The sequence below is a fragment of the Alloprevotella sp. oral taxon 473 str. F0040 genome, assembly GCF_000318095.2.
Lineage (GTDB): Bacteria > Bacteroidota > Bacteroidia > Bacteroidales > Bacteroidaceae > Alloprevotella.
On the sequence record NZ_KB290710.1, the window covers coordinates 200,097 to 226,300 of the forward strand.

The following is a 26,204-nucleotide window of genomic DNA, read 5'->3' on the forward strand; positions in this document are numbered from 1 at the left end:
CTTAATCTATTTATCATCTGTTATCACATAAAGGCTGGCGTGAAATCACGCATTTTATCCTTGTATATAGATGCGTTGATGCAGAGAAGCAACATGCGTAAAAATTTTGTAGCCTAATGGAAGAGTAGGGTGAACGTCGGTTCTTGCTGCAAATCATAACAAGGGAGTCGCAATCGTGCTGCATCCAACAGATATTGCCTGCGGTAGAAGTCGGTCATTGCAGCGGAGAGTACCAGCACTTTAGGACGATAGTAGGCTAATAGATGTGAGAGAGGACGGTGCACATCATGCCCCACTAGTAGCACGTCTACCGAAAGCGGATGCTGAGGAAAGGCACGAGACAAGGGGCTATCTACGATAGCAATGCGTTGTTGCCCATAGATGAGGCAGTGAGGAGCGAATAAGGGTGCAGTGGTAGAGGCAGAAATGCCAGAGGGCTGGGAGGAATGCCCTACAATCGAGCCTTTTTTCTGATGATATGTTGTAGAATCGTTGAGCACTGACATTGGAATCCACTCCACTGTCAGACCTTGTGGTTCCCACTCTTCGTGAGCCGTCTGTCGGAGAGCTGCTTGTGCGCGGAGTGTGTCGGAAGCCAGAAGCCAAGAGTGACCATCTGGTGATGTAGCGTGCAAAGTTGTTACGCCCGATGTGGGATAGATGTAGAGGGCAGCTTGGGGACGCGTAGAATAACGATCCATTTGATAGGACAACATTGGGAGAAGCAAGCAGCCAGTGGCGAGCAGCGTGGATCGACCTATGGAGAGTCGTTGGGATGGGGGAGGGGATAACAATCTAACTAAGCCGAGGAGAGCAAATAGGCTCAAGGCTGTGGTGAGTGCGCTGGGATATAGCGGAATGGGCGCAAAACAATCTTTGGAGAAAAAGGCTAAACCTTGTTCCATGAGACTGATGAGGTCTGTGAGCCATGGAGCGAGGACTCCGCGGAGTGGGGAGATAAGCAAGAAAATCATCCCACCGCAGAGCAGCAAATAGGCTGCTGGGATAACAAAAAGGCTAGAGAAGAGACCACCCCATGCGACTTGATGAAAATGATAAGCCACAAGAGGTGCTGTGGCTAGTTGAGCTGAGAGAGAAACTATGAAAAGAAGATAGAAATATCGGCCGATGCTCATGAGAAATCGCATAGGCGAAGAGGTGGGACGGCGATTGATGAGTTCCGAAGCACGCTTGCTTAGTGGTTGCAGCCCTTGCGGCACTGGAAAAATGGGAGCGAAGAGCAGGATGCCTGCTACTGCGGCGCACGAGAGTTGAAAACCCACGTCGAACAACCAGTCTGGGGCATAGCATAACATGAGAGTCATGGACAAAACAAGGCCGTGCCATGCGCCAGGACGATGATTTCCCCACGTAAACACTTGAGCAAGGGTGAGCATCAGCGTGGCGCGTACGAGAGAGATGGGAAACCCCACAAAGGCGGCAAAGCTCCACATCAGCACTAGGCCTAATCCGATGGTGAGGAGGTGGAGAGTTCGGCCGAAACGTCGAGCTATCGTTCCTAAAACGAGGGTGAATGCGCCAAAGAGGATGGAGAGATGAAGTCCCGAAAGAGCTAGAATGTGACTAGCTCCGCCTTGACTATACCGCATTTTGGTGTCGCGATCTAGTAGTTCTCGGTGTGCCAGAGTCATGGCTGAGAGCACAGCTGCACTGTGTGGAGGAAGGTGGTGCTGATATTGCTCCATCCATAGTTCACGTTGGCGCAGCAGGCGTTCGTGCAAGGTCAGATCTGGAGAGACTGTCGCAGTATGTGTGCCGCCCTTCCCGATAGTTTTCCACTCATTGGGGAAGCAGTGGGCAGTGGCAACAATGTTTTGGCGCAAGAGGTAAGCAGAATAGCGATTTTTCACGCGTCCTTCTTTGGAATATAAGGCGGTGACGCGCCCATGTGCAAGAATAACTTGCCCAATTTGAGGTGCGGAGGGTCGTTTTTGTGGCGGGACTGGGGCGTTAGGTCGTAGAGAAGAGGGGCTTTCTTGGAGCATTGTGCTGTCGGTGAGAAACACTTGCCACTTCTCTCCCACGATGGGGGCTTGCATCCTCAAGCAGATGCGCCAGCCGCGTGGAGTGCGATGAGGCACATCGGTGACGACACCGCGAAACGTAAAGGCCGTTTGGGGATAGTCGGTGATGCGTTCGCGCTGTTGGTGGACAATGAGAAGAAGTCCCAGACTAAATAGGAGGGTGGAGGAGAGCAACGTGAGCCATAATCCTGTTGTGCGGCGAAACAATGCTAAGATGGAGCAGAGAAAGACGACTCCACCAAGGAGATACAACGATTTTTCGTAAGGCAACAGCCACGAAAACGCAAAATCCCCCATTCCGATGCCTACACAGAGTGGGATAAGCAGACGGAGAAGGGGAGTAGATTTCATAGTGAAGTGAGAGCAAGAGAACAAGTTCCTCGGAGGCTTGAAATTTTCACCCTAACAGTAGATGGGAAGAGCTTTTATAATCAGAGGTTGCCTCTGACCTAAATAGGTCTTGCCTATAGCCTTCTTGCGCGAAGACTTGAAGGCTAAGCACGTTGCTCCTAAGGAAATGAAGGGAGGTGTCTAGATTAGGGGCAGAGCAATGAGACTATTGATCGTCATTCTGCACAAAACCTTGATGATGCTCGGGGAGACCATCCATAATGATGCGATAACTCTCTTCGAGTGTTCGTTTGATGTTGTCTGCTCCCTGGCTCAAAGGGACGATAGGAGGGTGAATCACTAAACGCAAACGATGCCAGTGGGCAAAACGAAAGTCGCGCATGCGTGGCATCACATCAAAACTTCCATCGATGGTGATTGGCACAACTGGCAATTGGAGTTCGTCGGCCAACTGGAACGCACCTCTGCGAAAAATACCCATGTGTCCTGTGAAAGTGCGGGCACCTTCGGGGAAGACGGCCAAAGAAGTGCCGCCTACCAACCGCTGTCGGGCATCGTCCATGGTCTTGGCCACAGCTTTTCGACTAGATTTATCCACAAAAATGAAGCCAGCTTTTTCACAGGCAAAGCCCACAAAGGGAACTTTGCGCAGACTTGCTTTCATCATCCACTTAAACTCGCGACCGAGAAAGCCTGAGAGAAGGAAAATGTCGAAAGCACCTTGGTGATTGGCTGCAAAGATGTAGCTCTGTCCGCGCTGAAGATGCTCTCTCCCTTCCACCTTGACGGGAAGAAAGAGGAAGCGAATGGTGAACCATCCCCAAAAACGACTGGGGCCGAACGCAAACCAGCGCGACAGTCCCACCATGCACCCTAAGGCGGTGGTGAGAGCCACGAGGATGGTGACGACGATGAACAGCGGGAAAAAGATGAAAAGCTGATAGAGGCGATAGAGAAAAGTCATAAGAGTGGGATACAGCTGCTGGTGGTCACAATAGAACTATCGAGGCATATAGGTGATCATGCGGCCACGAAGGTTTTCGTTGGTGATGACTCCTTTGTTGTAGACCAGATGTCCATTGACAAAGGTACGCATCACGCGCCAGTTGAAGGTGTGTCCCTCCATGGGGCTCCAATTGCACTTCGATTCGATGCGGTTGGGAGTCAATGTCCAAGGAGAATGGGGCTTCACAAGCACCAAGTCTGCCATATAACCTTGACGTAGGAAGCCACGGTTTTCGATGCCAAACACACGTGCAGGGTTGTGACACATGAGTTCTACCATGCGCTCGATGGGCAATACTCCCTCATCCACGAGTTCGAGCATAGACACTAGCGAGAACTGCACAAAGGGCATGCCACTAGTGGCTTTTGCTGCTCCACCAATCTTGTCGGAGATGCGGTGAGGGGCATGGTCTGTGCCGATGGTGCGGATGCGGCCGTCGGTGAGCGCAGCGCGGATAGCCGCGCGGTCAGTGTCGTATTTCACAGCAGGGTTGCACTTGATGCGAGCTCCCAGACGTTCGTAGTCTTCACTGGCAAATATCAAGTGGGGCAAGCAAGCTTCAGCAGTAATCTGTTTGTCGTTGGGATCGAATAAATCCAATTCTGCCACTGTAGTGATATGAGCCACGTGGAGTTTAACATTAAATTCTCTCGCTAGCGCAATCGCTTCTTGAGTGCTCTTCACACAAGCCTCGGCAGGACGAATCTCGGGGTGGTAGCGCACGTGAGGGTCTTGGCCATATTTCTTTTTGTAAGCCTTCATGTTGGCCACAATCATAGGCGTATCTTCACAATGCACCATGATGGGCAAACGACTCTGTTCGAAGATGGTGCGGAGAGTAGGTTGGTCTTCCACTTGCAATTCACCAGTGCTGCTACCCATGAAGAGCTTAATACCAGCCACAAGACGTGGATTCACTTCTCTGAGGCGTGCGGCATTGTCGGGAGTGGCTCCAAGGAAAAAACCAAAGTTGACAAGACTCTGTTGCTGTGCAATCTCAATTTTCTGCAACAAACGCTCCTTAGTCACCGTGGGAGGCACAGTGTTGGGCATGTCAATGACCGTGGTCACACCACCTGCAGCTGCGGCACGACTTTCGGTGTAGAAGTCACCTTTGGCGGTGAGACCTGGATCGCGAAAATGAACATGTTCGTCGATAACGCCAGGAAGTAAGTAGCAACCTTCGGCGTCTATCACGGTGTCGGGAGGAAGCTGAGGCTTCGCATCCAGTCCGAAGAGCACTTCTTCGATGCGGTCGCCATCAATGACCAAACTTCCGATAGATTGCTGTCCTTCGTTGACGAGGATAGCGTTTTTAATGAGCGTTCTGCTGTGCATGTCTTAGGGGAGAGAGAGTCTGCATGAAGCAGACAATGAGGGAAAAATGAGAACATAGAGAAGGAGTGCGCCGTCTTCTGTCGAAGATCCTGCGCACTCCTAAGGTGTATAGCGCAGATGATATGCGCGTTTTGTTTTAAGCTTGCTTAGATTTGATTTGTCTGGTGAGCGCAGCCCAGCGCAGACGCATCACTCCAAAGAGTGCTTCGCCGAAGATGCCACCGCTCATTTTGCTCACACCGAGTTGGCGATTCACAAAAATCACGGGTACCTCTTTGATGCGGAAGCCCAACTTATAGGCCGTAAATTTCAGTTCAATCTGGAACGCATAGCCTTTGAAGCGGATTTTGTCGAAGTCGATGGCTTCAAGCACACGGCGTTTGTAGCATTTGAAGCCAGCTGTGGTGTCGTTGACAGGAATGCCTGTGACGAAACGTACATATTTTGAGGCAAAATAGCTCATCAACACACGTCCCATGGGCCAGTTCACCACATTCACCCCCGAGATGTAACGGCTGCCAATGGCTAAGTCATAGCCCTCCACTGCACAAGCGTTGTAGAGTCGAGGCAGGTCTTTGGGATCATGACTAAAGTCGGCATCCATCTCGAAGATATACTCGTAGCCGTGTTCGAGAGCCCATTTGAATCCAGCGATGTAGGCAGTGCCAAGCCCCAGTTTGCCTTGACGTTCCACTAGATGCACGCGATCCTTGAGGTCGCCTTCCATGAGATTTTTCACGATGGCAGCAGTCCCATCAGGGCTACCATCGTCGATGACCAATACGTCAAATCCATGTTCTTCCAGGCCCGTGACAGCACGGAGGATGGCTTCGATATTTTCTTTTTCGTTGTAGGTGGGGATAATTACAACGGCATCGTTCTTCTGCATTGTGGCTATTTGTATGATGTGTTCTATCTGCAAAAGTAGCATTTGCCCCTCGATTTGCAAAATTATCTACTGATATATTTTGAATTTATGAGGAGATAATTGTAATTTTGCATGAGAAGACCTACTTCTTATCGTTTCGATGGAAAGAAAGGCTGCGCTTTCGCAGCACAGCTGTTCATCGACTCTGTCTCGCAGACCGCTATGACTGCGCTTCTTTCCCTCGACACACCCCCACATGATCAAGACTTTGCTCCAGCAACTCGAAGATTGGTTTGCCGATCACGACTACCTAGCCGTCGAACGTACGCTGGGAGGACTTCCTGTTGACAAATTTTCACCACGCATGTGGGAAATTTATGTCCACACCCTCCTCCGATTGGCCAGGGATAATGGGCACGACACAGCGCGCTACTCACGTGCGCTCAATTGCATGCACTACATGATGGATGAGCAAGTGGAGCGTTTTGTGCACCTCTATTATTATTATGCCTATGCCCTGGCGCATCTTGATCGTGAATCTGAAGCTCTGCTCTTTCTTGCTGCCTATTTTGAGGAAGTCGTACCCGCCTTTCAGCATCCTAAAGCTGAGCTGCTCGAGCGGCAATGTCTAGAGTCTATCAGCCAGCAGCATCACCGTTTGGGCACTTTTGTGGATCGCTGTCAGCAGATGGGAGAGGCTTTGCAAAGCATCGCCCAGCCAGTCGCAGATTTGGCTCGAGAAATAGCGGCCTTGTCAGACCAAACTTCAAAACTCGCCCAGCACCGCCGTGCAGTGGCCGAGCAAGAGCAGACACAGTTGCTCTATAAAGTGGCGCGCCCTTTGCTCTATCAAGTGCGTTTCACGGCGGTATGGACGGAAAATCATGTGGCCCTTCAAATGGCCCTCGATGGAGTGGTGCAAAATCTCCATATTCTCTACACTTTGTTGTGCCTACTTCGCCCTCATCTGCCGCAAGGTTGGGACATAGAACTGCCACAGTGGGAGGCTTTTGTGCGAGAACATTATCCCGAAGAACCCTCTCAGAGCACGATAAATCAACTTCTTGCTCTTGAACGCACCTATAGCACCACCTTGCCTCCAGAAACTGCCGTCTACGAAGCCCACATTCAAGTCAATTCAGGGTGGACAACGCAAGCGATGCTTATGGTGGAGTATCTGCAAGATGAAAATTTTGTGTTCAATCTCCAGCGACTCAGTGGAAGTTTCTGTGGTTTTGTGGCCTACAACACGGATGTTTTCTCATCACAAGACGACCTAGAGCAGCAGGTTCGTGCTTTCAATGCCCATTTGGCCGAAGCAGTTCAGCATAGTTTAGGAGAGGCATTTGCAGTTCACTTTGTAGGAGGAGGATTTGGAGCTAGTGCCTTTGCCCATCATGCCCAGACCGCCTATTGTGACTTCATTGCCTATGATGCACCGCGCGTGTTGGCAGCGATTTCTTCCTATTTTGCGCAGCATGTAGAGTCCTATCCCCAGGTGCAAGCCTTCCATCGTGCCGCCACTCCCTTCTCGATTTAGGCGTGCGCAAATAGCGGTGGATAGAACATGACACCTACCACTCTCTTCAATTAAGTAGCCATCTCTTATATTTCCTGAGGGCCGTGTATCGTTCCTCACCATAAAAATCCTGTATTTCCTATATCCATTATATCATGAAGCACTATAGTTTCGACAACGTTATTTGTAGAAAAGGTACCAACTGTTCCAAACTCAGAGCCTTGCAGATGCTCTATGGACGCACAGACCTCATACCGCTTTGGGTGGCCGACATGGATTTTGCCACACCTCCTTTTATCCTCGATGCTCTCCGAGCACGACTCGAACACCCCATCTTGGGTTACACTTGCATTGACGAAGACTATTGGCCAGCTCTCATTGACTGGCAACGCCAGCTTCATGGATGGGACATCCAGAAAGAATGGATTTCTTTTGTGCCAGGAGTCATCCGTGGACTCGGATTTGCCCTTCAAGTGTTCACCAAACCTGGAGATCTCATCATCACGCAGCCACCCGTCTATCACATGTTTAAGCATGTCATTGAGGGCAATGGCCGTGTCATCGTGGACAACCCTTTGATCAGAATGGAAGATGGCCGCTATGATATGGACTTCGACCAACTCGCTACGGTGGCAGAAGGGGCAAAGATGCTAGTGCTCTGCAATCCTCATAATCCTAGTGGGCGATGCTGGCCTAAAGAGACCCTGCAACGTCTCGCAGACTTCTGTGCTGAGCACAACATTCTCGTGGTGAGCGACGAAATCCACGCCGACATCGCCCTCTATTCGGCTAAGCATGTGCCTTTTGCTTCGGTGTCAGAAGCTGCGCGCAACAATAGCATCACCTTTGGTGCGCCCACCAAGACCTTTAACTGTGCTGGAGTGGTGAGCAGCTGGACGGTAGTTCCCAACAAGGAACTGCGCGAACGCTTCTTCACTTGGCTCGTGGCCAATGAGATTGACTGCCCGCCCATGTTTTCTCCTACAGTAGCCATCGCTGCCTATCGGCATGGAGCAGAGTGGCGCAAGGAAATGTTGCGCTACATCGAGGGCAACATCGACTTCGTGGTCGACTATTGCCAAGAGCACATCCCAGGCATCATAGCTCAGCGGCCCGAAGCCTCCTTCCTCATCTGGCTGGATTGTCGTGCGCTTGAACTTTCTCACGACGAACTCAACCACCTCTTTGTCGATGAGGCGCATTTGGCTCTCAACGATGGCGAGATGTTTGGCGCAGGGGGTGAAGGTTTTATGCGCCTCAATGTGGGAGTGCCTCGTAAGGTGCTGGAGCAAGCCCTCAAACAACTGGCTGAGGCTGTGGCAAAGCTTCCTTCTACTCAATCCTAAACTCTTCATTTCTCCTTCATGACTCCTGAAAATATCCAAGCTCCCTCCGAATTTCTTGATCGCTTTGAGGAGCAACTCACCCAGCAACTGCTTCGTCTTTGCACCGCAGCGCGAGCCCTCTCAGGGCAGCTACTCGAAACACCCGACTTTGAAGCCGTGTGGCCAGAGGTTTGCACGCCCTATCTTGGAGATGCTGTGCCTGAAATAGCGAAATATCCCACGGTAGCCATTGGGTGGATGGGGTTTGTGGGTTTGGCCATAGCCCAGCGTTGGGATAGTGATTGGAGTGTAGCCACCGAAGACCCTCACGCCCTCTATCCCGCTTTGCTAGCACAAGGGTTTGATGCCCTCGATGACTATGTGTTAGACCATGTGCTAGCCATCACCGATGCAGAGGAGCGTGCGCAGCTTCACCAATTGGTGCGCACCTGTGCCGAGGCAGCACATGCAGCTTTGCGCCGTGAAGGCATTGAACCTCAAAGTCCTATGGCTTTTCACACCTATGTACGCACACTTCATGTGATGTATCGTCTGGGTATCGCCCTTCAGCTCCACCGTTTGGGCTACAAGTTTGAAAAAATGGACATGAAGTAGGCGTAAGACACAGAATGTCTGTTGTGCATGTTGCGAGCTTTAAATGACCATACGCTCACTCAGATGCTTTTTCTGTGGTTGAAATAGCAGTAAAGTGTTGACATCCTGATGGATAATGTGATATTATAGCTTTTTTCTATGTTAAAGAAGGGCGTATCTGTTGCAGACTCTAAAAAAAGCCCGTAACTTTGCATCGTAATCAAGGGATAAACCAAAGGACATGGCGTTCCTTTCTCCCTGATTTCTCTTTTAATGAAATCCATAAACATAACATATCGATATGAAAAATCTTAACTACACAGGTCTCGATGCTGCCAAGGTGCAGCCCGTAGCCGAAGCTCTTGCAGTTCTCCTCGCAGACTTCCAAGTGTATTATGCCAACCTCCGCAACTTCCACTGGAATGTGCAAGGCTCTAACTTCTACGCCCTTCACGCTGAATTTGAACGTCTTTATGATGACGCTGCTGAAAAGGCCGACGAAATCGCAGAACGCCTCCTCCAACTCGATGTGACTCCTGAGCATCGCCCCAGCAAGTATCTTCAAGTAGCTCAACTCAAGGAGCTCGATGTGGTACACTGTGGTCAAGAATGCCTCACTCATGTCCTAGAAATGCTGAAGACTATCATGGCACAAGAACGTGTTGTCATGGCAGCTGCTGATGAGGCTGGCGACGAATCTAGCAATGCTTTGATGAGTGACTTCCTCCGTGAGCAAGAAAAGCTCGTGTGGATGCTTACTGCAACACTCGCTAAGGATTGCAATAAATAAACACTATTGGCCTTTAAAGACCAAATGGCGTTTACCCTCAGCGCAAGTTGAGAGCTGTTTCATACAGCGAATTAGGAAGTGAGAAAGGGACAACCAGCATATACGCTGGCTGTCCCTTATTTTTGTGCACCAAGAGTTTCTCGTGTTTGATCCGTATGTTGAAGCAATCTCTAGGAGAATTGCAGTGAATATCTCGGAGTTTTTCAGACATATCTCCGAGAGTTTTAGGAAAAAGTCGGAGAACTTTTCGCATTTCTCCGACTTTTTAGTTGGAAGCGTGGCTCATATGCTCCAGAATCGTGCTCTTGTAGGCCTTAACTTCAAAAGGTTATTTGTGCCCGAACAGATTTATAGGATTGTTGAGCAGATTGTTTATTGTTAGCTCGATGGCGTAGTGGGCAACGTAAAAAACGAGAGACAAGATACCTACAAGATAATGAAAGGAGAGAGGAAACTATCTTCTCAATAACGAGCAGCACTTTTATGTTTTAATGACCTTTGGGAGGTTAATAAGCCCTGGCAATGTGAGCCATAACTGGTCGATAATGCGAGGCAAGAGTAGGGCGAATCTCATGTGAGCTGTAATCTATATAAAAAGAAAAGGCTCTTTCCTCGAAGAAAAGAGCCTTTTGTTTGTTGGATGTAATCCAGAGCGAGAGTTACGCTTCAGCCTTAGGTTCTACAGAAACCACGCTGCGGTCGCGTTGACCACGCTTAAAGGTAACTACGCCATCAGCGAGAGCGAAGAGCGTGTGGTCAGAGCCCATGCCTACGTTCTTGCCAGGATAGTGAACTGTACCGCGTTGGCGAACGATGATGTTGCCAGCGATGCAAGATTGTCCGCCCCAGATTTTAACACCAAGACGTTGTGATGCCGATTCACGGCCGTTCTTAGAACTACCTACACCTTTTTTGTGTGCCATTGTCTGATATGTTTAGGGGTTTAAGCTTTTACTTCCTTGATGGAAAGTTCAGTGAATTGATGGCGATAGCCGTTGAGCTTGCGATAGCCCTTGCGACGCTTCTTGTGGAAGATGAGCACCTTGTCACCCTTTACGAGGGGAGAAACTACTTCAGCTACTACTTTTGCGCCTGATACGGTGGGGACGCCTACAGTGACTTGGCCTTCGTTGTCGAGAAGAAGCACCTTGTCAAATTCAACAGTTGCGCCGCTTTCTGCGCCTGCGAGGTGGTCTACGAAGAGCTTCTTGCCTGCTTCCACCTTGAACTGATGACCGTTAATCTCTACGATTGCGTACATTGTGGTTGAATGATGTATTTAAACGGATTTTTCCGGGAGGCGGAGCACTTTTGCTCGCTTCGTCTGCCCCATCGGACTCTATAATCGGCTGCAAAGATACGAATTATTTTTGGATTCTACGTGCTAAAGTGTAGAAAATCTGCTGATTTCCTGCTTTTCCCCTGCTTATCCCTAAAAGGTCATTAGAGTCTGAATGGATTTTAGTTGGTTGTTGGTATCTTTTCCCTGGTTGACTCAAAAGCGTAGCGGGCTAGGTCGAGAACGAATGGTAAACAAAGTGGTAACATGAAAACGAAAGATGACAAGAAACCATCATTTCAATAACGAGTAGCACTATTACGTTCTAATGACTTTTTGGGGATTATTGGGGGCCGCTCTAGTGTATTGTCCTGATGATGATTTGAGATACAGGTAGATAATGCTAGCTGAGGCTTTAGTATATCGTTCTGCTCTTTACTTCATTCTCGAAGGCAAGTCCCTGCTTCTTCACTAAGTTGGCTGTCAACAAGGTGAAATGCAATGCTCGCCCAGGAGGTTCCCAGGCGAGCACTAATAGAGCATATCTTGCATCAAGCCCTGGATTCTAGGGCAAATTGATTGTTTGTGTGTTGAAGAGAGAGGAGGAAAGCTCTAGTGACACTGGAGTATGGCTAACCGTCCGCTTGAAATGCAAGGTTTGTTGATAACTTTGTCCATTAACTGGTAGGGTGCGCACTACATATTTGTAATATAGATTGCCATCCTTTGTAAATACCTTGAGACGATCGTTGGTCGTAGTATCCACATAGGGGGTTAAATCTACTGCTTTAATGATAATCTCATAGGGGAAAAGATTGTTTGGAATGGTGCCTGGCACATTGAATTTCAAATCAACGCGCTCTCCTTGCAAATTGGTGGCACTATTTGCCCCTGCACCCTCATTGAGTGATGCTCTAAAATCGTAGCGACGGCGTAGGGTGAGCGTGATGGTGCGCTGGATGATGGAACGATTGCGCGTGTCACCATTGTCGGCTATGACCACAAATTTGTAGATTTTCTCACCTTCTGTGGGAATCTTCTTAATTTTGACCTTGAGACTATGGGTGTCTTGATCGAAGCTTGCTGTTTCTATGAACTCATCGCTATTGAGTGCTGTGGCCACTGGCTTGCGATTGACATAGATGCGCTCCTTCTCGAGTGTCGCTTGGTCTCCTGTATAGAAGATTTGGGACTGGAAAGTTCTAGGTTCGATGATGATCGCTTCTGTGTTGGTGACATTCAATTTGTATTTTCCATCAGTCACTTCTGGGAAGTCTTGCAGTTCAACAGAGGAGAAGAGGTTGTTACCTGCAGGGCTTAACGCAGCTTGATTGTAGGTGGTATAACCATCCGTTGCCACTGAGGAAACTTTCACCGTATATTCGTAGTTGCGCACTACATCGTAAGGCTCCGAACCTATAAAGTTGTTACTCTCATCTTCTAGGTCATGCTTGAGGTCGATTTTGTAATAACCTGGTCGAGCAGCATTTTTTCGTTTACCATACATGATGATACTCACCTGCTTATCGCGTGGAGCTTCAGAGTTGCTATACTCAAAAGTGTTGAGGCTTTCTTTATTGGTCAATACATCGCCTACTTGTCGGATTTGAGTATTAGGCAACAGGGTAGGGCGAGAGGGAACTGTGGGGAAGCTATAAAGCACGTCACGATAGGCGGTATTGGGATCTGTGGGCTCCAATTTATCTTTGGAATAATAGGGAGCTACACTTCCACGATCAGGAGCATTGTAGAGGTTGAACCCATACAGCTCAAAGTCGCTTTCCGGTTCTATCACCAACTTTACACGAGCTTCATTGCGAATTAAACGAAAGACGTGGTTATTAAACGTGTTGGGGCGGAGATGATCAAACCTAAAAGAACGCCAATAGGATACCAATTCAATAGATTGGTCTATGAGCATCGGCATAACTTCCCCTTCATCTGCTCCACGAAGTGCATAGTCATCGGGGAAATTAGCTGGAAAATCATAGTTTGCGACAAAATGCACATAGCGCGGAGTTTCTGCGCTAATGAGTGTGACTTTAAAGTTGAGACTTTTGTTCTCCTGGGCAGGATTACCCTGAGCTGGAAGATTGGTCATTCCTCCGCCTATGATGCGAGGTGTGCCCACAAGTTCTGCTTTTGCGCGATAGAGATAGCGATGATGCTCATCAAACACAAGGAGAGTGAGGTTGGTCACCTGAGCAATACCTCTAGTTTGAAGGCTCATGACTGGCCCACTTATGGCACCGGTTAATTCAATGGTGTCACCTTGGGCAGCTAGAGGCTCTGTGCGTTGTGGCTCAGCTAAAAAGTCTTGGCTGCATGCCGTGAAGATACTGGCTGCAAGCAAAACGAGAATATGATGAATCAGTCGCATAAGCTAGTATTTGTAGGTGTCGAATACGGGACGTACGGAGAAATAGTACGTGGGTAAACCTCTTTTCGTAACATCAATATTCTGGTCTTCTACGAAAGAATAGGCGATATTTTCTTGGGCAGACCAGTAGGATTTTCCGAAGAGGAGGGCTTTGACAGCACTATTGCGATCTTTTTGAATTTTATTGATGAGCTTCAGCTCAGCCAAAGAGGGGATGCGCCAATGGGCATTATGATTGAAACTGAGATATTTGGGGTGAGTGTTATACCAGTCCTGGTATCCTTGAACATCTTGCCCATATATCTGTTTGGTTTCAGTTACCCCATAATCATCTTCCCAGTAGTTTATGGCATGGTCAGCAGCCACTTCATAGTTTCTATAGCGGTAGGTGGAATAATAGTAGCGCCCATACGCATCTTGTGCGCCGACTATGAAGTTGTCATTGGGAAAAAGTTTATTGCCATGGCCATCTAATGGGGAAAAGTCCTTAAGATTATAATAGTTGTGAGCACTTTTTACCCAGCCTTTAGGTATGGAGGGGATATCGAGATACTGGTCAACTGGAACACTTAACCCCCATTGGGAAGCAATCATAAATTCGGGAGAGACAATTTTGTTGGCTTCTTCTGATTTTCCAGTTTGTTGGTTGGCTGCTCCTAAAGTGGGGTCACCCACAATCATGTCCTCTTGTGCGGCAATAACGTGCACGGTGTAGAGCGTACTGTTTCTTTGATAGCCAGCACCAGCTTTACCATATTTGGTCGTACCATCTGAATCAATATAGAAACCAGTATTGAACCAGAAGGTAAAATCAGAATACCAATAAATAGGATTTCCCTTCGACTTTTTAGCCGTCACATAGATGGGAGGATATTGTGTGATTTTGATGTGCTGCTTCAGCGGAGTTCCAGACCCAGAGTTGATGTGTTGTGCCGTAAATTCAATGGTTTGTGGCACATAGTTGATGGGGACAGGGCTTTCTACGTGGATGTAGTGTTTGCCGTCTCGCTCACGTGTGGTAACTTTTATTTCTTTATTCTCATTGTTGCCCGTGTGAGGGTCTTCGTCACCCCATTGAGTGTAGGCAGTGAAAGCTGTCTTGATTTGGTTCAAAACAGTGGGGTTAAGCGGTAAGTCAGATAGGTACTGAATATCAAGTTCTTTCTCAGCAAGCATTTCTGGACGAGGCTCTTTAACCAAAAGGTAGTGAGCGAGGGCGATATTTCCATCTATAGCTTTGGGAGTGGTCCATTGTTCTATGGCAATTCCTGCGTTAACGTCGGTGGGATTCTCGGGGTCTTTGCTTCCTACTTCTTTGATGTCGCAAGTGATGTCGTAGACACAATTGCGCTGAACGCGTGCATAATTTTCGCGCTCTGCAGCTGGAGTGTTGCGAGGGGGCACAAGATAGTTGATAGGGACGTTGTAGTAGCTATCAAATTCCTTATTGGCCACGTCTTTTAAGTGGAGTTTTACTAAAAGGAACGTGCGAGAGTAAACGTCATTGCTCCAGTCATTGGCATAGACATAGAAAGGCACTTGACGAGCGAAAAAGTTTTGCCCATCATAGGTGCGTTGATAGAGGTTTTGAAAAGACGTTTGTCCTCCATTGACATAGGTGCGTGTGGAGAGGGCTTGCATTTCGTTGGCCAATAAGCGGCTATTGTTAACGCCGTTGACTAGTGCAACTTGGGGATTACCGAGGATTTGTAAGGGCTTGCCGTTGGCATCCTTGAGTGCTAGAGGAGATTTGAGGCGCAAACGAATCTTGGATGCTGCGCGTTGAAGCAAGATGGGGGATGAAAGAGCGATTTCGTTGTTGATTGACCAGCTGAGTTGCCCTGTTTCGGCTTCGGCATCCATCAAGAAGTCATTCTGTTTGGCTGTGGGGTCATCTTGGTTGCCGAGATTATTGGCTACATCCATCATGCGAGTCTTGAGATCGCTGAGAGAGACACCACTGAGCTGTTCAATGTCACCATGATAGTTGGCTATGACTACCAGGTGCAACGATTTATTCTGATAAGGGTTAGTGGGCGTATTTTTGGGGGCAAAGAGTCGCGCTATGCCTTCCACAGCATCAGCCTTGTCCTTACCTGATGGGTCGGCATAGTGAGTGCTTGAAGTGGGGAAAAGCACGAGATCGCCTTTGACGGTGGAGTGTAAGCCAAGAAAGTTGCCATTCTCGAAAAGAATGACCACCATGTTGTTGATGGCATTCTCATTGAGCGGATCATATTTGTTGGCTGCCTCTGTTTCGCTTGCACGTGTTTGAGGTGTGAGTACGGAAAATCGGAACGAGAGTGCGTAAGCATTCTCGGTATCGAATGACACTTCATTGTGGGGCAACCAGTCTTGGGTGCAGCTGCTAGTCATAAGCATAAATAGCAACGAGACCATAAGGACAAAAGGTTTCCTAAAGGTGTATTTGACGTGGAGCATATATTTGATGCAACTGGTTTGACGAAATATGGATTTCTAGAGTAGGATGACTCGAAGAGAACAGCGTAAAGCGAAGTCTGCTAGGAAGCTAATGTTTCGTGAATAGGAGCGCAATAGCTCGTAGGCTCTAGCTAGTTTGGCGAATTAAGTAGCGGAAGGTTGGACCGACGCGTTTCTCTCCTTTGTCTATGAGATCTTTAACAATTTGTACTTCTTTGCCATTGATGGTAAGATAGAGTTCGGTGGTGCGTATGTAGCCGTTCCAAGGCTTCGTGGTCTCTATAGTGAGTTGGATTTCTTCGTCACTGGCGATGCCATAACTGTTTTCTAGTTGGGTGAAACGGAAATCTAAATGATTGGTCAGATTGAAACGCCATACTGCGCCCTCTGGCTTTCTAATTTTGAAGCGTAGAGTCATGCGGTTTGCCTCATTGGCGTCAATAGAGATAACCTTCGCATCAATAGCACTTTGTTTTACTCCTAATTGTGGATCTGGGCCTGCGGGACTTTCGAGACTGACGGGAGCAAATTGCTTTACAGAAGATTTTTTGTTCCAAGGAAGTACCTTCCAATTTAATCTCAAGGCTTCTTCGTCCCATCCGTCCATCTGAACATCAGCTACGTAGTGGGTGTTACGGACAATACTGTTTTTTGACAGACTTCCACTATTGGCCATCAATGTAAAATGAGGGAGGGTAGAAGGAAAGTTGATTTGATCTATGTTGAGCACAGATTGACGTTCAATGCCATGCTTACCATAAGTAAACTCAACACGAGGAGTCTTGTCGGCACCTGCGGTGTTAGCGCAGAGGTATTCGGGAATGTAGAGCTTGCGTTCTAGTAGTTCAGATCCTATGGGCGACACTTTTCCTGTGAGTTCAACTGGAGCAGATAGGGCACTACTATAAGCTGTCTTGGGTGGGAACAGTGAATAAGTGGTAGGAACGTTGATCAGTTTGATGTTCTTTATGATGAGGTTAGCCGAATTGTCAGTGGGACTACCGTTCTTGAGCGAGCGTTGCATCTTGAGGGTCATCTTTGCCAAGGTTCTGATGAGCATTGCATCAAGACGGAGTGCATGACCCTTAGTGTGCGCTGCCGTGACGTTGGCTTGCACATGTGCCACCATAGGCATCCCTAGGGTGCTAGAGATAGACTCGCTTAGAGTGGGGATGGGTATCTGAGAGAGAGCAGGCAGTTGCCACAGCGCATCTTGAAAAGTCACAGATGCTAGGGCTGAGGTCATACTGGCGGTCTCATTGGCAATGATATAGCAATCGTAACTTCCTTTCTTTATTTCGATTTCTCGGTGGTAGTTGGTCAAATCGTTTACGGCGTGCAGCGCGTTGTATACTACTGCCCCTGTTCCAGACTGACAGATGATCAGGCGTACACGGAGCACCGCATCTTCATAGTCTTGAACATCAGCATTGATAGAGGGTGTGTTGCCTTGTGCCCGCGTTGAAAAACTCACAAACGTAGGTTCGTCATTAACCATTTCTTCGTCAAAGTGCTGTTGACAGCTCCATGTAGAGAGCAGTAGCATGAAGAATAGAAAGAATATTGAAAGATTCTTGTGGCGAATAGTCATAGGGCGAAACGAAGAACGTAATCGATAACTTTATTGTAGAATCAGCTTATTTTGCTGTTTGACCTCCCAAGGTTGAACCAGTAACTGGATACTAAGTTGATTCTTGAATTGGTCATTGGGTTTGTCCTCTGGTTGTTGGGGTTGAGGAGAGCCAGGCCCTTCAACGCGAGTTACCTTGAGGTGGTAGAGGTGATTGCGCACTAAACCATAGCGTCCATAGGCGTTGAGCATTGGCTGGAGCTGATCACTAAAATGTCGCAATGGATGGAGATAAAAATTTTCACCATTGTGGTAGAACTTTAAATTGAATTTGTCGAATGATGGAGTCGTTGCAGAGAGGTTGGGATAAGCTGCTTTGATTTTTGCTGCATCTATCTTGAAACCTGCTGGCATCTGTAAGGCATCGTCATTGGCGGCTGTAGTAGCGGCTTGAATCTTGGCTTTGAGTTGTGCCAAACTCAAAATAGCTCCTTTGTAATTGGCCCAGGTGCGGTCTGCGGCTGAAGCAAGTTCTGGTAGTTGCTTGGGAACATAGCGCAGACAAATCACGGCATGCGTAGTTTGGGTTGCGTATTGTGCTTCAGCATTCATAGTATTTTCAGGAGCAAATAAACCTTGATCGTCTTCCCATCCTCCTTGAGATACCTTATGTCTTTGGGGAGCTAGAGAAGAGAATTGTAGTAAGTCGGCTCCCGATAAAAGTGACATATTGGGGTCAGTTGCATATCGCATGCTCCAAGGTGTGGCTTCTGTTTCGGGTTGAGTGGGAGCGGCTGTGGTGGCTGTACCTGCTCCAGTGAGTGAAAGAGCAGGCTTACGTAGCCAAAATATGCGATTATTGAGCACATCCAAACTAAAATTCACCATCTGTGCTTGAGCATTTGCAGCATTCGGTGCAACAATGGAACCGCCTGATTTTGGGGTAAGAAAGACTTTTGCTACTGAACGTTCTAAGTCTACTTTGAGACTGGCTGATGCTGCCTCTGCCTCGGAAGGAGAAAAACGAAAGTTTTGGTCTTTAGTTGGCACTAACTTAGTAGCCGTCATGAGGATACCTGCTGGAGAAACTAGATCGTTGAGAGTGATTTGAGCCACTTCTTCTAGCTTGTTCTTGTGTTGTCCCAAACTTGTGGCTTGTTTCAAAGCATTGGTTGCATTGGCTAAGACAAGAACATAATATTGCTTTTTCTCAATCTCTTTGGCGCGAAGGGTGATGGGCGACTGGTTGAGAGAACCTCCAACGACGTCATTGTCGAGGGCATCAAAGACTTGTTCCACAGTGTTGTGAGTGTTGTAGAAAACGACACGGATGGAAGATACTTTACGATCAAACTGATTGCCAGCGTAGGTGTCCCCATCTTGAGCATTAGCAACCGTGCTAGCATTGCCGCGAGTGGCACTAGAGGAGAACGGAAGTTGAAGTGTAATAGAGATGTAAGCCTTGTTGTCTTGCGCTGAAATATCCTCTTTAGCAACAGGAGAACAGGCAGAGAAGGATAATAAAGAGCAGACGAGAAGGCTGAAAAAGCGATATTTTATGGGGAAATGGTGCATAAACTATTGAAAAATGAGTCGTTTCTTATTCGTGAAGTCTATGAAGGATGCGAGGACGGATGAAAGTTCCTAAAATAAAGCTGTATACTTGAGGTTCTCTATTTTGTGTTTTGCGTTGTCCAGTTGTTCTGTATCAACGTAGATACATAGGGATTTCAATTGTTGTTTCGTTTCTTGCACACTTCTAGTGCTAAATATACCACAATATCATTGCCTCGTAATAGAAGGTCGTATGGAGAGTTTTTCCATAGATTGCTATATCTCAAGAGAATAGATAAAAGGGCATTGCTTTGCGAAGCCATTTGGTCTTCTATTTTTTATTAGATGCAGAAGAAAATGGCAAAAATGCAGTGTCTAAAATCTTTTATCTACAAGAGGTCTTTATCCTAATTGCTGGTGCTGAGGTGGTTATAGTGTTGTTCGCACACGAAATAGCTTAGGGATATTTTGTGTTTTTGTGATAGTCCATCAAGGAAGGGGGAGCGAATGATAGTCTTTGCTGATAGTCTTCTGGGGGGAGTCTACACATTCAGTGTGAGATGGGGATAACCATAGTAGATCATATTTATATTTAGTTATATGTTCCCGAATTTAGTTATATGTTCCCGACAGGTTAAGCCTGTTGCCTCTTGATGTTGAGGATAGTTTCTTTATGTTTGTCGTGAGGTTTGCACAACGGCCAACATAGTAGTGCTAGGTTTGTTATTGCGGATTGGATTCTAAAATCAGACTATTATAGCGATTGTGTTGCTAAGTTGTTTTTTGCAAAGTTAGCGTGTTTTAGATAAGACGCGTAGTTTTCGTGCTGAAAAACGATATTTTGTTATTTGTTTTGTTGATTTTGCCATGCTTGGATGTCAAAATGAGTTTATCTAAGGCTTGTTGTTAGTTGTGAAGTGGTTTGTTGTTGGAGTGGATTTCTGTATAATTTTATTTGGTTTAATGCAGGTTTTTTATTTTTAGTGTTGAAAATGAATGTGTTATTATTATGGTTGTGTTTATCTGAGTTGTGAAAGTTTTCCTAAACTTGATCGTGTATATTTGTGAGTTTGATTTGGTTTGTCGATAGTAGGTGGAGATGAGTAGGTATAGGAACTAGGTTGGTGGTCAGTTGGTGGGGTGATTGTGCTAAGGAGGGGTAGGGCTGAGGGTGCGTTTGCGGTTCGCGGGTGTGCGTTTGAGTATTGATTGTTTTGATTGAGGGTAGCTTCGTTTTTTTTGAAGCTTTAAAGGTTTCTAGTGCGACTCATATTATATAAATAATATATAGAAGATTGTGGTTAATGTCGTAGTGTATAATATATCGTGGTGTATAGTATAATTATATTATAATATGGGGGTTGGATGGATGTGTACAGAGGGGGTGTTGTTTCTGAGTATTTCTTTCTTGATAGGTAGGGAGTGGGATGTTATCGTTTGGGAGGTTGAAGTGATTTTAGGAGGGAAGATTGGGGTGGTTATAGCTTGTGGATAGTTGAAACATAAATAATATCCTGGTTTTTTAGCTGTAAATGCAGTTATAATCGGGAAATTTCTTGTAAAAAATTTGGTGGATTCAGAAAAGTCCGTAACTTTGCACTCAGAAACTATCTAATCGCCTTGCTTTTAGAACTCGACTTGATTTAAGTCTGAGTGGTTATGCAGCGCGATAATGCCTCAAATAAGCACCGAAAATAGATATGAAGAAAGCTTTAACTTTGCTATTCTTTGCTGTACTTGTCGCTGCAGCATCTCATGCTCAGCGTGTTGTCCTTAAGCATAATGTACTCCTTGATGTAGCACATTCGCCGAATCTTAGTCTAGAGTTCGGGTTGACTCCTAAGCAAACTCTTGATGTTCAAGTGGGTTTTAATCCATTTACATACAATACTGCGGATAATTCAAAATTCCGTCATTTAACCATTCAGCCTGAGTGGCGTTATTGGACGTGTGAGCGTTTTAATGGATGGTTCTTTGGAATTCATGCTCATGCTGGTCGTTTTAATGCTGGTAATGTGACACTTCCCTTTAATCTTTTTCATACGGTGAAAGATGCTCGTTATGAAGGTTGGTTTGCTGGAGCTGGTGCAGCAGCTGGTTATCAACTTCCCTTAAGTCGTCGCTGGAGTGTAGAGGCTGAACTTGGTCTTGGTTATGCTTATGTGGATTATGATAAGTTTGCTTGTGGTAAATGCGGTACGCGACAAAGCGAAGGAAGTTCTAATTACTTTGGTGTGACTCGTGCTGGACTCTCTTTGATTTATGTGCTGAAGTAGTCTCCTCGTTTTCATTGAAAGAGTAGGCTTAAGCTTTCTAAGATAACAACATTGCCAGAAGTCTTTATAGTGTGTCCATCTGATTGGTTGATGCTTGTAGAGATGAAGGCAGGAAATTGGGTTTATATCCCTTTTAATGACTAAGGTCTAATGACAAAACTATCTCTCATTGCGCTTCTCTCTGTAGCTGCTGTGTCTCCTGTGGCTGCTCAACGATATAATGGTCAGGTGAGCTTTACTCCCGCCCAGGTGAAAGCGGCATCCGACAGTGTACGTCTTAACCTCGGCGTTGTCCTTGATAGCGTTCAGTTGAATAACCGTACCCTCGTCACGCTTACGCCACGTCTTGTTTCGCAAGATGGTGCGCAGACCTATACTTTCCCTGCGCTTAGCTTTGGTGGTCGCAATCGTGGCATCATGTGGGAGCGTAAGAATATGTCTGGTACTCCTCGTCCTGTATTGTTCCGTACTGGTGACAAACGTACACTTCCCCTTTCTTTGGCTGCGCCAAATGTGGCCTGGGTCAAGAAGGCGCGATTTGTTGTAGACGAAAAAGTACAGGGCTGCTCTGGATGCGAAGAGGGCTCTATGCGCTATAATCTCTTGGATCGACTCGTTAAAGAAGAGTATCGTCCTAAGTTTACTACGGTCTATGTGATGCCTAAGCCCGAGCCAGTCAAGACACGCTCAGATCGTTTTGTTGCTCGTTTTAACTTTAAGGTGAACCGTTACGAACTTCTTCCAAATCTGGGGAACAATCGTAATGAGTTTGCGCGTGTTGATAGTGTTGCTCAAGCAATCCTTCGCAATAGTGATGTGCAAGTGAAGAATGTTACTATTGATGGATATGCTTCTCCAGAAGGTACTGATGAAGCAAACCTCAAGCTCTCTCAGAATCGTGCACAAGCTTTCGTAGAATATCTCCGCCGCACTTATGGATTGTCAACTCGCATCTTTGCAGTACATGGACATGGTTCTGACTGGGAAGGCTTGTTAAAAAGCGCAGCGCGAGATCAGCAAGTGCCCAACCTGAGTGGTGTTTTAGCAATTCTCAATCAAAGTGGAAGCAATGAGGTGCGTAAAGCGGCTCTACGAAAACTAGATGCTGGTGTGCCTTACGCTTATCTTTTGGAAAATCACTATCCACCTCTCCGTCGCACTGAATACCAATTCACATATGCTGTGCGCGCATTCAATCTTCAAGAGGCAATCGAACGTATTCACACCAATCCTGGTTTGTTGAGCCTGAATGAGATGTATCTCGTTGCAGAACATTTTCCTGCTGGCTCTGTGGAACGTATGAATGCCCTTGAGACTGCACAACGTATCTATCCCAATGCTCCCGAAAGTCGTTTCAATGCATTAGCCAATCGCTTGGCTGTAGGTCAGTTGGGAAATGAAGAGTCTTTCCTTCGTAGCTATGCTGATGGAGCAGAAAAGTGGAATAACCTTGGCGTATATTATGGTTTGAAGAAAGATTATGTTCGTGCTAAGGAATGCTTTGAGTTTGCTGGAAACCATCCCGCTGCTGTGCAGAATTTGGCGGAGCTAGCAAAAGTTGAAGCTGAACAATAAACGTAAAGAAACTAACCATATAACCCTTATTTGACTAGTTTATCCAGTATGACATTACAAATTAGGGGTGTAAAAACTGAATAATTTAATTACTACTCTGTATGAAAAAGCAATTTTTCGTGGCAGCGATGGCTGTAGCACTTGGTGCTGGTCTCACTGCTTGTTCAAGTGACAACTTGGACGTTAAGAATCCAACAGAGGTAAATCAAAAGGCTTCGACTTACATGTCTGTGTCTTTTGCTATGCCTACTGGAGCTGGTACAAGAGGACTCGTTTCTGATGATGGTCAAGGTAAAGACAATCCTGACTTTAAGCATGTCGGAAAATGGGAAGGACAAGACAAAATTGAGAAGGTTATTGTTTATGTCTTTAATACAACAACAAATGTCTTAGAGAAGAAACAGAACTATCAGGGAACGCAGTTAGCATTCAATCAAAAGGATGCGAATGGCAATGCTGTAATAACTCCTAACTCAGCATTTAAAGTTACCCCAGGCAACAAAAAGGTTTATGTGGTGGTTAATCCAACCAGTTCTACGGAGAGTTTGCTTACAGTGACAGAAGGAACTACAACTTTGGCTTCGTTCCAAACTGCTTATGAATCTTCTAATTTAACATTTGCGAAGCCTAGTTTTAGAAATTCTGTTTATACAAGTGGAGACGAAACTAAAGCTGGTGAAATAGCTCGCGTAGATCGAACAGGTGCCAAACCCCAGGATGTAATTTTGATGACTGGTGAGTCTGCTGAAAAGAATATTGAAGATAATGTTTCTGCGACTCAAGCTGTTTCAGGTCTTAAGAACCGTGCTAGTTTGAATGTTCAGCGCGCTGTAGCCCGTGTGTTGGTTACCACAAAAGCAGCTTCTTATGATGTGAAAGGTATCAACCCTAATAACCGAGCAGACAATAACTTTGTAGCTGCAAAGATTAAGAATCTGACTTATGTTGTTGCTCAAGGTGAGTCTAAGATGTTCTTCCAACAAAAGAAACAGGATCCTCTTAATACTCATGGTGCTGCTTATACAACTCCCGCGTTTGATGTTAAGAATGGAGATAATGGTTATTGGACACAGGCTGGAATCGATGACTATATTAAAGTTGGTAAGAATTATGATTACTCTGGCCTTTGGAAGAATACAACTACTTATGCAAATATTCAAGGTATAACTGTTCCAACTCGTGCTGCGTTTAATACGAACCCTGCTGATGAATTCGGTTTGCTGAAAACTGATTTAGAGGCTTCTTTGAACGGAGAATTTGTGTTGCCCACTCTTCATAAATTTGTAGCAGGTGACCGCAAAACCACAGGTTATCGCAAAGGAAATACCGCTTATATTCTTGTTCGAGGAACTATGGTTCCACAAACTTATGTGAAGTCTGATGGTTCTATCTCTAACACACCGCTTGCAGAAGGAGTTGACTATTGGCTTGGGGCAAATGGATTGTTCTATGAGTCAGATGTAAATATTCAGGATCCTACTAAAGGGGGTGTACCTAACCAAACAGCGCAGAAGTTCCTAAAAGGTAAGGTTCTTTATTTCTTGTGGCTTAATCCCGATGATGTGAAGAAGGCTGTGAATTCACCTGTTATCCGTAATAATATTTACCATGTGCAAATTTCTGCAATTGGAAAAATAGGTGCCAACTGGAATCCACTTGTACCATTCCCCGATCCCACGCCTAACCCAGGAGAGAACCCAATTAATCCTAATCCAAACAATCCTGATCCACGTCCAGATACTCCTCTAGAGCCTGTTACACCTCCTGTTGATCCAAGAGATCCACTCTCAGAATTGGAAACGTGGATGTCTGTAGACGTAACGATTCTTCCATGGCAAGTTCACTCTTACGAGGTTGAACTCTAAATATGCCTCCTTATATTTTTTATTTCTGTGACTATACAAGGTAGGTATAACCCCTCCGAGCGAGGGGAGGGAACTCCCCTCTCCTCGCTTACTTTTTCCTTTTATTGGTGATGGAAACTTGCACCAATATCGAAGAATGATGATTACGCGCTTCTTGTACGCGCGAGCACAAAAGATTATAGCCATTATTACACATGAACCTACTCGCTAAGCTCGGTGCTGCATGCGCCACTCTTTTCAGCGTTTTCGCTACCTACTCTTGCGATTCCATTTTTCACGATGATCTTTCGGATTGTCCGCAAGGGGTTTATGTGCGTTTCTACGAACAAATGCCTTGCCTCAAAAAGCAAACTGCTGTAGGTAAGGTGCAAAACTTACACCTCCTTGCTTTCGACAAGCAAACTGGTCTTTTGGCCAACTATGTTGCTGCTGACCATGAGGTGATGCTCACACCAGATTATGAAATCTTACTTCCTCTTCGTCAAGGGGATTATGATGTCATGGCTTGGACAGGCAACTCTGCTGAGTTGGCTAGTGCTAAGCTCCAACGTGGAGTCACTAAAAAGAGTGATTTCTTCTTCCAACTCCGACAACAACAAGACGGTTCGCTCGTCTTTCCCGATACGCCTGAAAAGCTCCGTTATGGTTTTGCTGGAACAGGTCTTCAACGCTTGCCAGCAGACTCTGCCGAGTATGCGCACTATTATAAAATCTCACAATATCCTATGGACGAGGTCATCAATATACCTGATCCTGCAAAGGAAGGTAGCGTGTTTCGCCACGCGGCTGTCAACCTTAGACAACAAGCCCTCCGTGTGAATGTACACGTTATCGTTGACGGAAATGTGAAGCGTAGCAAATTCCCTACAATTCCTGCTAACTTTGCTCTTCAGCTCAATACAGCGGCGCGTGAACTTTCTCATGAACCAGCAACTGATGGAGCCCAAACCTCAATAGACTGGGAAGTTCCACAAGCAAAGGTGCTGCAGTCTGTAAAGCAGCTTCCCCTTCTTCCCGTGCATCAAGTAGTTTCTGGTGATTCTCTAAAGTATCGTTACAATCTCTTGGGAAATAGTCCAAGCAATTTATCAGAAGGTCGCTTGGTTCTTATGCACAAAGGTCAAGAAGTGGAGCTTTCTACGGGTGTACAAGAACACACGAAGTCTCTGAGCCTTCCTGCACTTATTCGTATTGCTCTTGAACAAAAAGGCTCCAATATAAATTGTGGTGGTGAAGTAACTATCGAGCTCCGTGTCAAAAATAAGTGCGATGATTGCAACACTTTTATGATTTATGATGTTGTCATTGGCCCTTGGAATGTACACTCTTACGCAATAGAGCTATAAAGCATTTTAGTTAATGTACTATTACGACATTGCTTTAATGCAATCATAGAATCAGTTTGCATAGCTATAACTATTTCACCG

18 protein-coding genes are annotated in these 26,204 nt (G+C 46.3%); 8 read left to right on the forward strand and 10 right to left on the reverse strand.

The annotated features are described in order from the left end of the window. Positions 1-113 precede the first annotated feature (113 nt). The 4 genes from HMPREF9999_RS02360 to HMPREF9999_RS02375 form a co-directional block, all read right to left on the reverse strand. The gene (locus HMPREF9999_RS02360; protein ID WP_044062954.1) at positions 114-2,396 is read right to left on the reverse strand and encodes a ComEC/Rec2 family competence protein; all 2,283 of its coding nucleotides are present in this window, start codon (positions 2,394-2,396) and stop codon (positions 114-116) included. Between the two features lie 205 nt (positions 2,397-2,601). Continuing rightward, a complete protein-coding gene (locus tag HMPREF9999_RS02365; protein ID WP_009436702.1) occupies positions 2,602-3,360 on the reverse strand; it encodes a lysophospholipid acyltransferase family protein in 759 nt (252 codons plus the stop codon). A 36-nt stretch (positions 3,361-3,396) separates the two neighbouring features. Then, a complete protein-coding gene (locus HMPREF9999_RS02370; RefSeq protein WP_009436703.1) occupies positions 3,397-4,740 on the reverse strand; it encodes a dihydroorotase in 1,344 nt (447 codons plus the stop codon). Between the two features lie 136 nt (positions 4,741-4,876). Then, positions 4,877-5,629 (reverse strand): polyprenol monophosphomannose synthase, encoded by a 753-nt coding sequence (locus tag HMPREF9999_RS02375; protein WP_044062993.1) that lies wholly within the window; start codon positions 5,627-5,629, stop codon positions 4,877-4,879. A 235-nt stretch (positions 5,630-5,864) separates the two neighbouring features. Here HMPREF9999_RS02375 and HMPREF9999_RS02380 point away from each other — a divergent pair, with 235 nt between their 5' ends. From HMPREF9999_RS02380 to HMPREF9999_RS02395, 4 genes are all read left to right on the forward strand, one after another. Continuing rightward, positions 5,865-7,148, forward strand: coding sequence for a hypothetical protein (locus HMPREF9999_RS02380; RefSeq protein WP_009436707.1), 1,284 nt, complete (start codon positions 5,865-5,867; stop codon positions 7,146-7,148). 134 nt (positions 7,149-7,282) lie between these two features. Next, on the forward strand, positions 7,283-8,473 hold the full coding sequence (locus HMPREF9999_RS02385) for a MalY/PatB family protein (RefSeq protein ID WP_009436708.1): 1,191 nt from the start codon (positions 7,283-7,285) through the stop codon (positions 8,471-8,473). Positions 8,474-8,491: 18 nt separating this feature from the next. Beyond that, on the forward strand, positions 8,492-9,067 hold the full coding sequence (locus HMPREF9999_RS02390; protein WP_009436709.1) for a hypothetical protein: 576 nt from the start codon (positions 8,492-8,494) through the stop codon (positions 9,065-9,067). 280 nt (positions 9,068-9,347) lie between these two features. Beyond that, complete coding sequence (locus HMPREF9999_RS02395; RefSeq protein ID WP_009436710.1) at positions 9,348-9,836, forward strand: Dps family protein; 489 nt, start codon at positions 9,348-9,350, stop codon at positions 9,834-9,836. 659 nt (positions 9,837-10,495) lie between these two features. Here HMPREF9999_RS02395 and rpmA read toward each other — a convergent pair. From rpmA to HMPREF9999_RS02425, 6 genes are all read right to left on the reverse strand, one after another. Next, positions 10,496-10,759: a 50S ribosomal protein L27 gene (gene rpmA, locus HMPREF9999_RS02400; protein ID WP_009436712.1), complete on the reverse strand. Its 264-nt coding sequence runs from the start codon at positions 10,757-10,759 to the stop codon at positions 10,496-10,498. 20 nt (positions 10,760-10,779) lie between these two features. After that, positions 10,780-11,097, reverse strand: a complete 318-nt coding sequence (rplU, locus tag HMPREF9999_RS02405) for a 50S ribosomal protein L21 (RefSeq protein ID WP_009436713.1) — start codon at positions 11,095-11,097, stop codon at positions 10,780-10,782. A gap of 583 nt (positions 11,098-11,680) precedes the next feature. Continuing rightward, positions 11,681-13,495: a hypothetical protein gene (locus tag HMPREF9999_RS02410; protein ID WP_009436714.1), complete on the reverse strand. Its 1,815-nt coding sequence runs from the start codon at positions 13,493-13,495 to the stop codon at positions 11,681-11,683. A 3-nt stretch (positions 13,496-13,498) separates the two neighbouring features. Then, positions 13,499-15,871: a hypothetical protein gene (locus HMPREF9999_RS02415; protein ID WP_044062956.1), complete on the reverse strand. Its 2,373-nt coding sequence runs from the start codon at positions 15,869-15,871 to the stop codon at positions 13,499-13,501. 193 nt (positions 15,872-16,064) lie between these two features. Then, the gene (locus tag HMPREF9999_RS02420; protein ID WP_044062957.1) at positions 16,065-17,483 is read right to left on the reverse strand and encodes a hypothetical protein; all 1,419 of its coding nucleotides are present in this window, start codon (positions 17,481-17,483) and stop codon (positions 16,065-16,067) included. Between the two features lie 75 nt (positions 17,484-17,558). After that, complete coding sequence (locus tag HMPREF9999_RS02425) at positions 17,559-19,082, reverse strand: Mfa1 family fimbria major subunit (RefSeq protein WP_009436717.1); 1,524 nt, start codon at positions 19,080-19,082, stop codon at positions 17,559-17,561. Between the two features lie 1,679 nt (positions 19,083-20,761). Here HMPREF9999_RS02425 and HMPREF9999_RS02430 point away from each other — a divergent pair. The 4 genes from HMPREF9999_RS02430 to HMPREF9999_RS02445 all read left to right on the forward strand — a co-directional run bounded on the left by HMPREF9999_RS02430 (position 20,762) and on the right by HMPREF9999_RS02445 (position 26,123). Further along, a complete protein-coding gene (locus HMPREF9999_RS02430; protein ID WP_009436720.1) occupies positions 20,762-21,337 on the forward strand; it encodes a DUF3575 domain-containing protein in 576 nt (191 codons plus the stop codon). Positions 21,338-21,487: 150 nt separating this feature from the next. Then, on the forward strand, positions 21,488-22,912 hold the full coding sequence (locus tag HMPREF9999_RS02435) for a DUF3868 domain-containing protein (protein ID WP_009436721.1): 1,425 nt from the start codon (positions 21,488-21,490) through the stop codon (positions 22,910-22,912). A gap of 101 nt (positions 22,913-23,013) precedes the next feature. Continuing rightward, positions 23,014-24,777: an Mfa1 family fimbria major subunit gene (locus HMPREF9999_RS09860; RefSeq protein ID WP_009436722.1), complete on the forward strand. Its 1,764-nt coding sequence runs from the start codon at positions 23,014-23,016 to the stop codon at positions 24,775-24,777. Positions 24,778-24,971: 194 nt separating this feature from the next. Continuing rightward, positions 24,972-26,123 carry a FimB/Mfa2 family fimbrial subunit gene (locus HMPREF9999_RS02445; RefSeq protein WP_009436723.1) on the forward strand — a complete coding sequence of 384 codons (1,152 nt, stop codon included), beginning with the start codon at positions 24,972-24,974 and terminating at the stop codon, positions 26,121-26,123. Positions 26,124-26,204 lie beyond the last annotated feature (81 nt).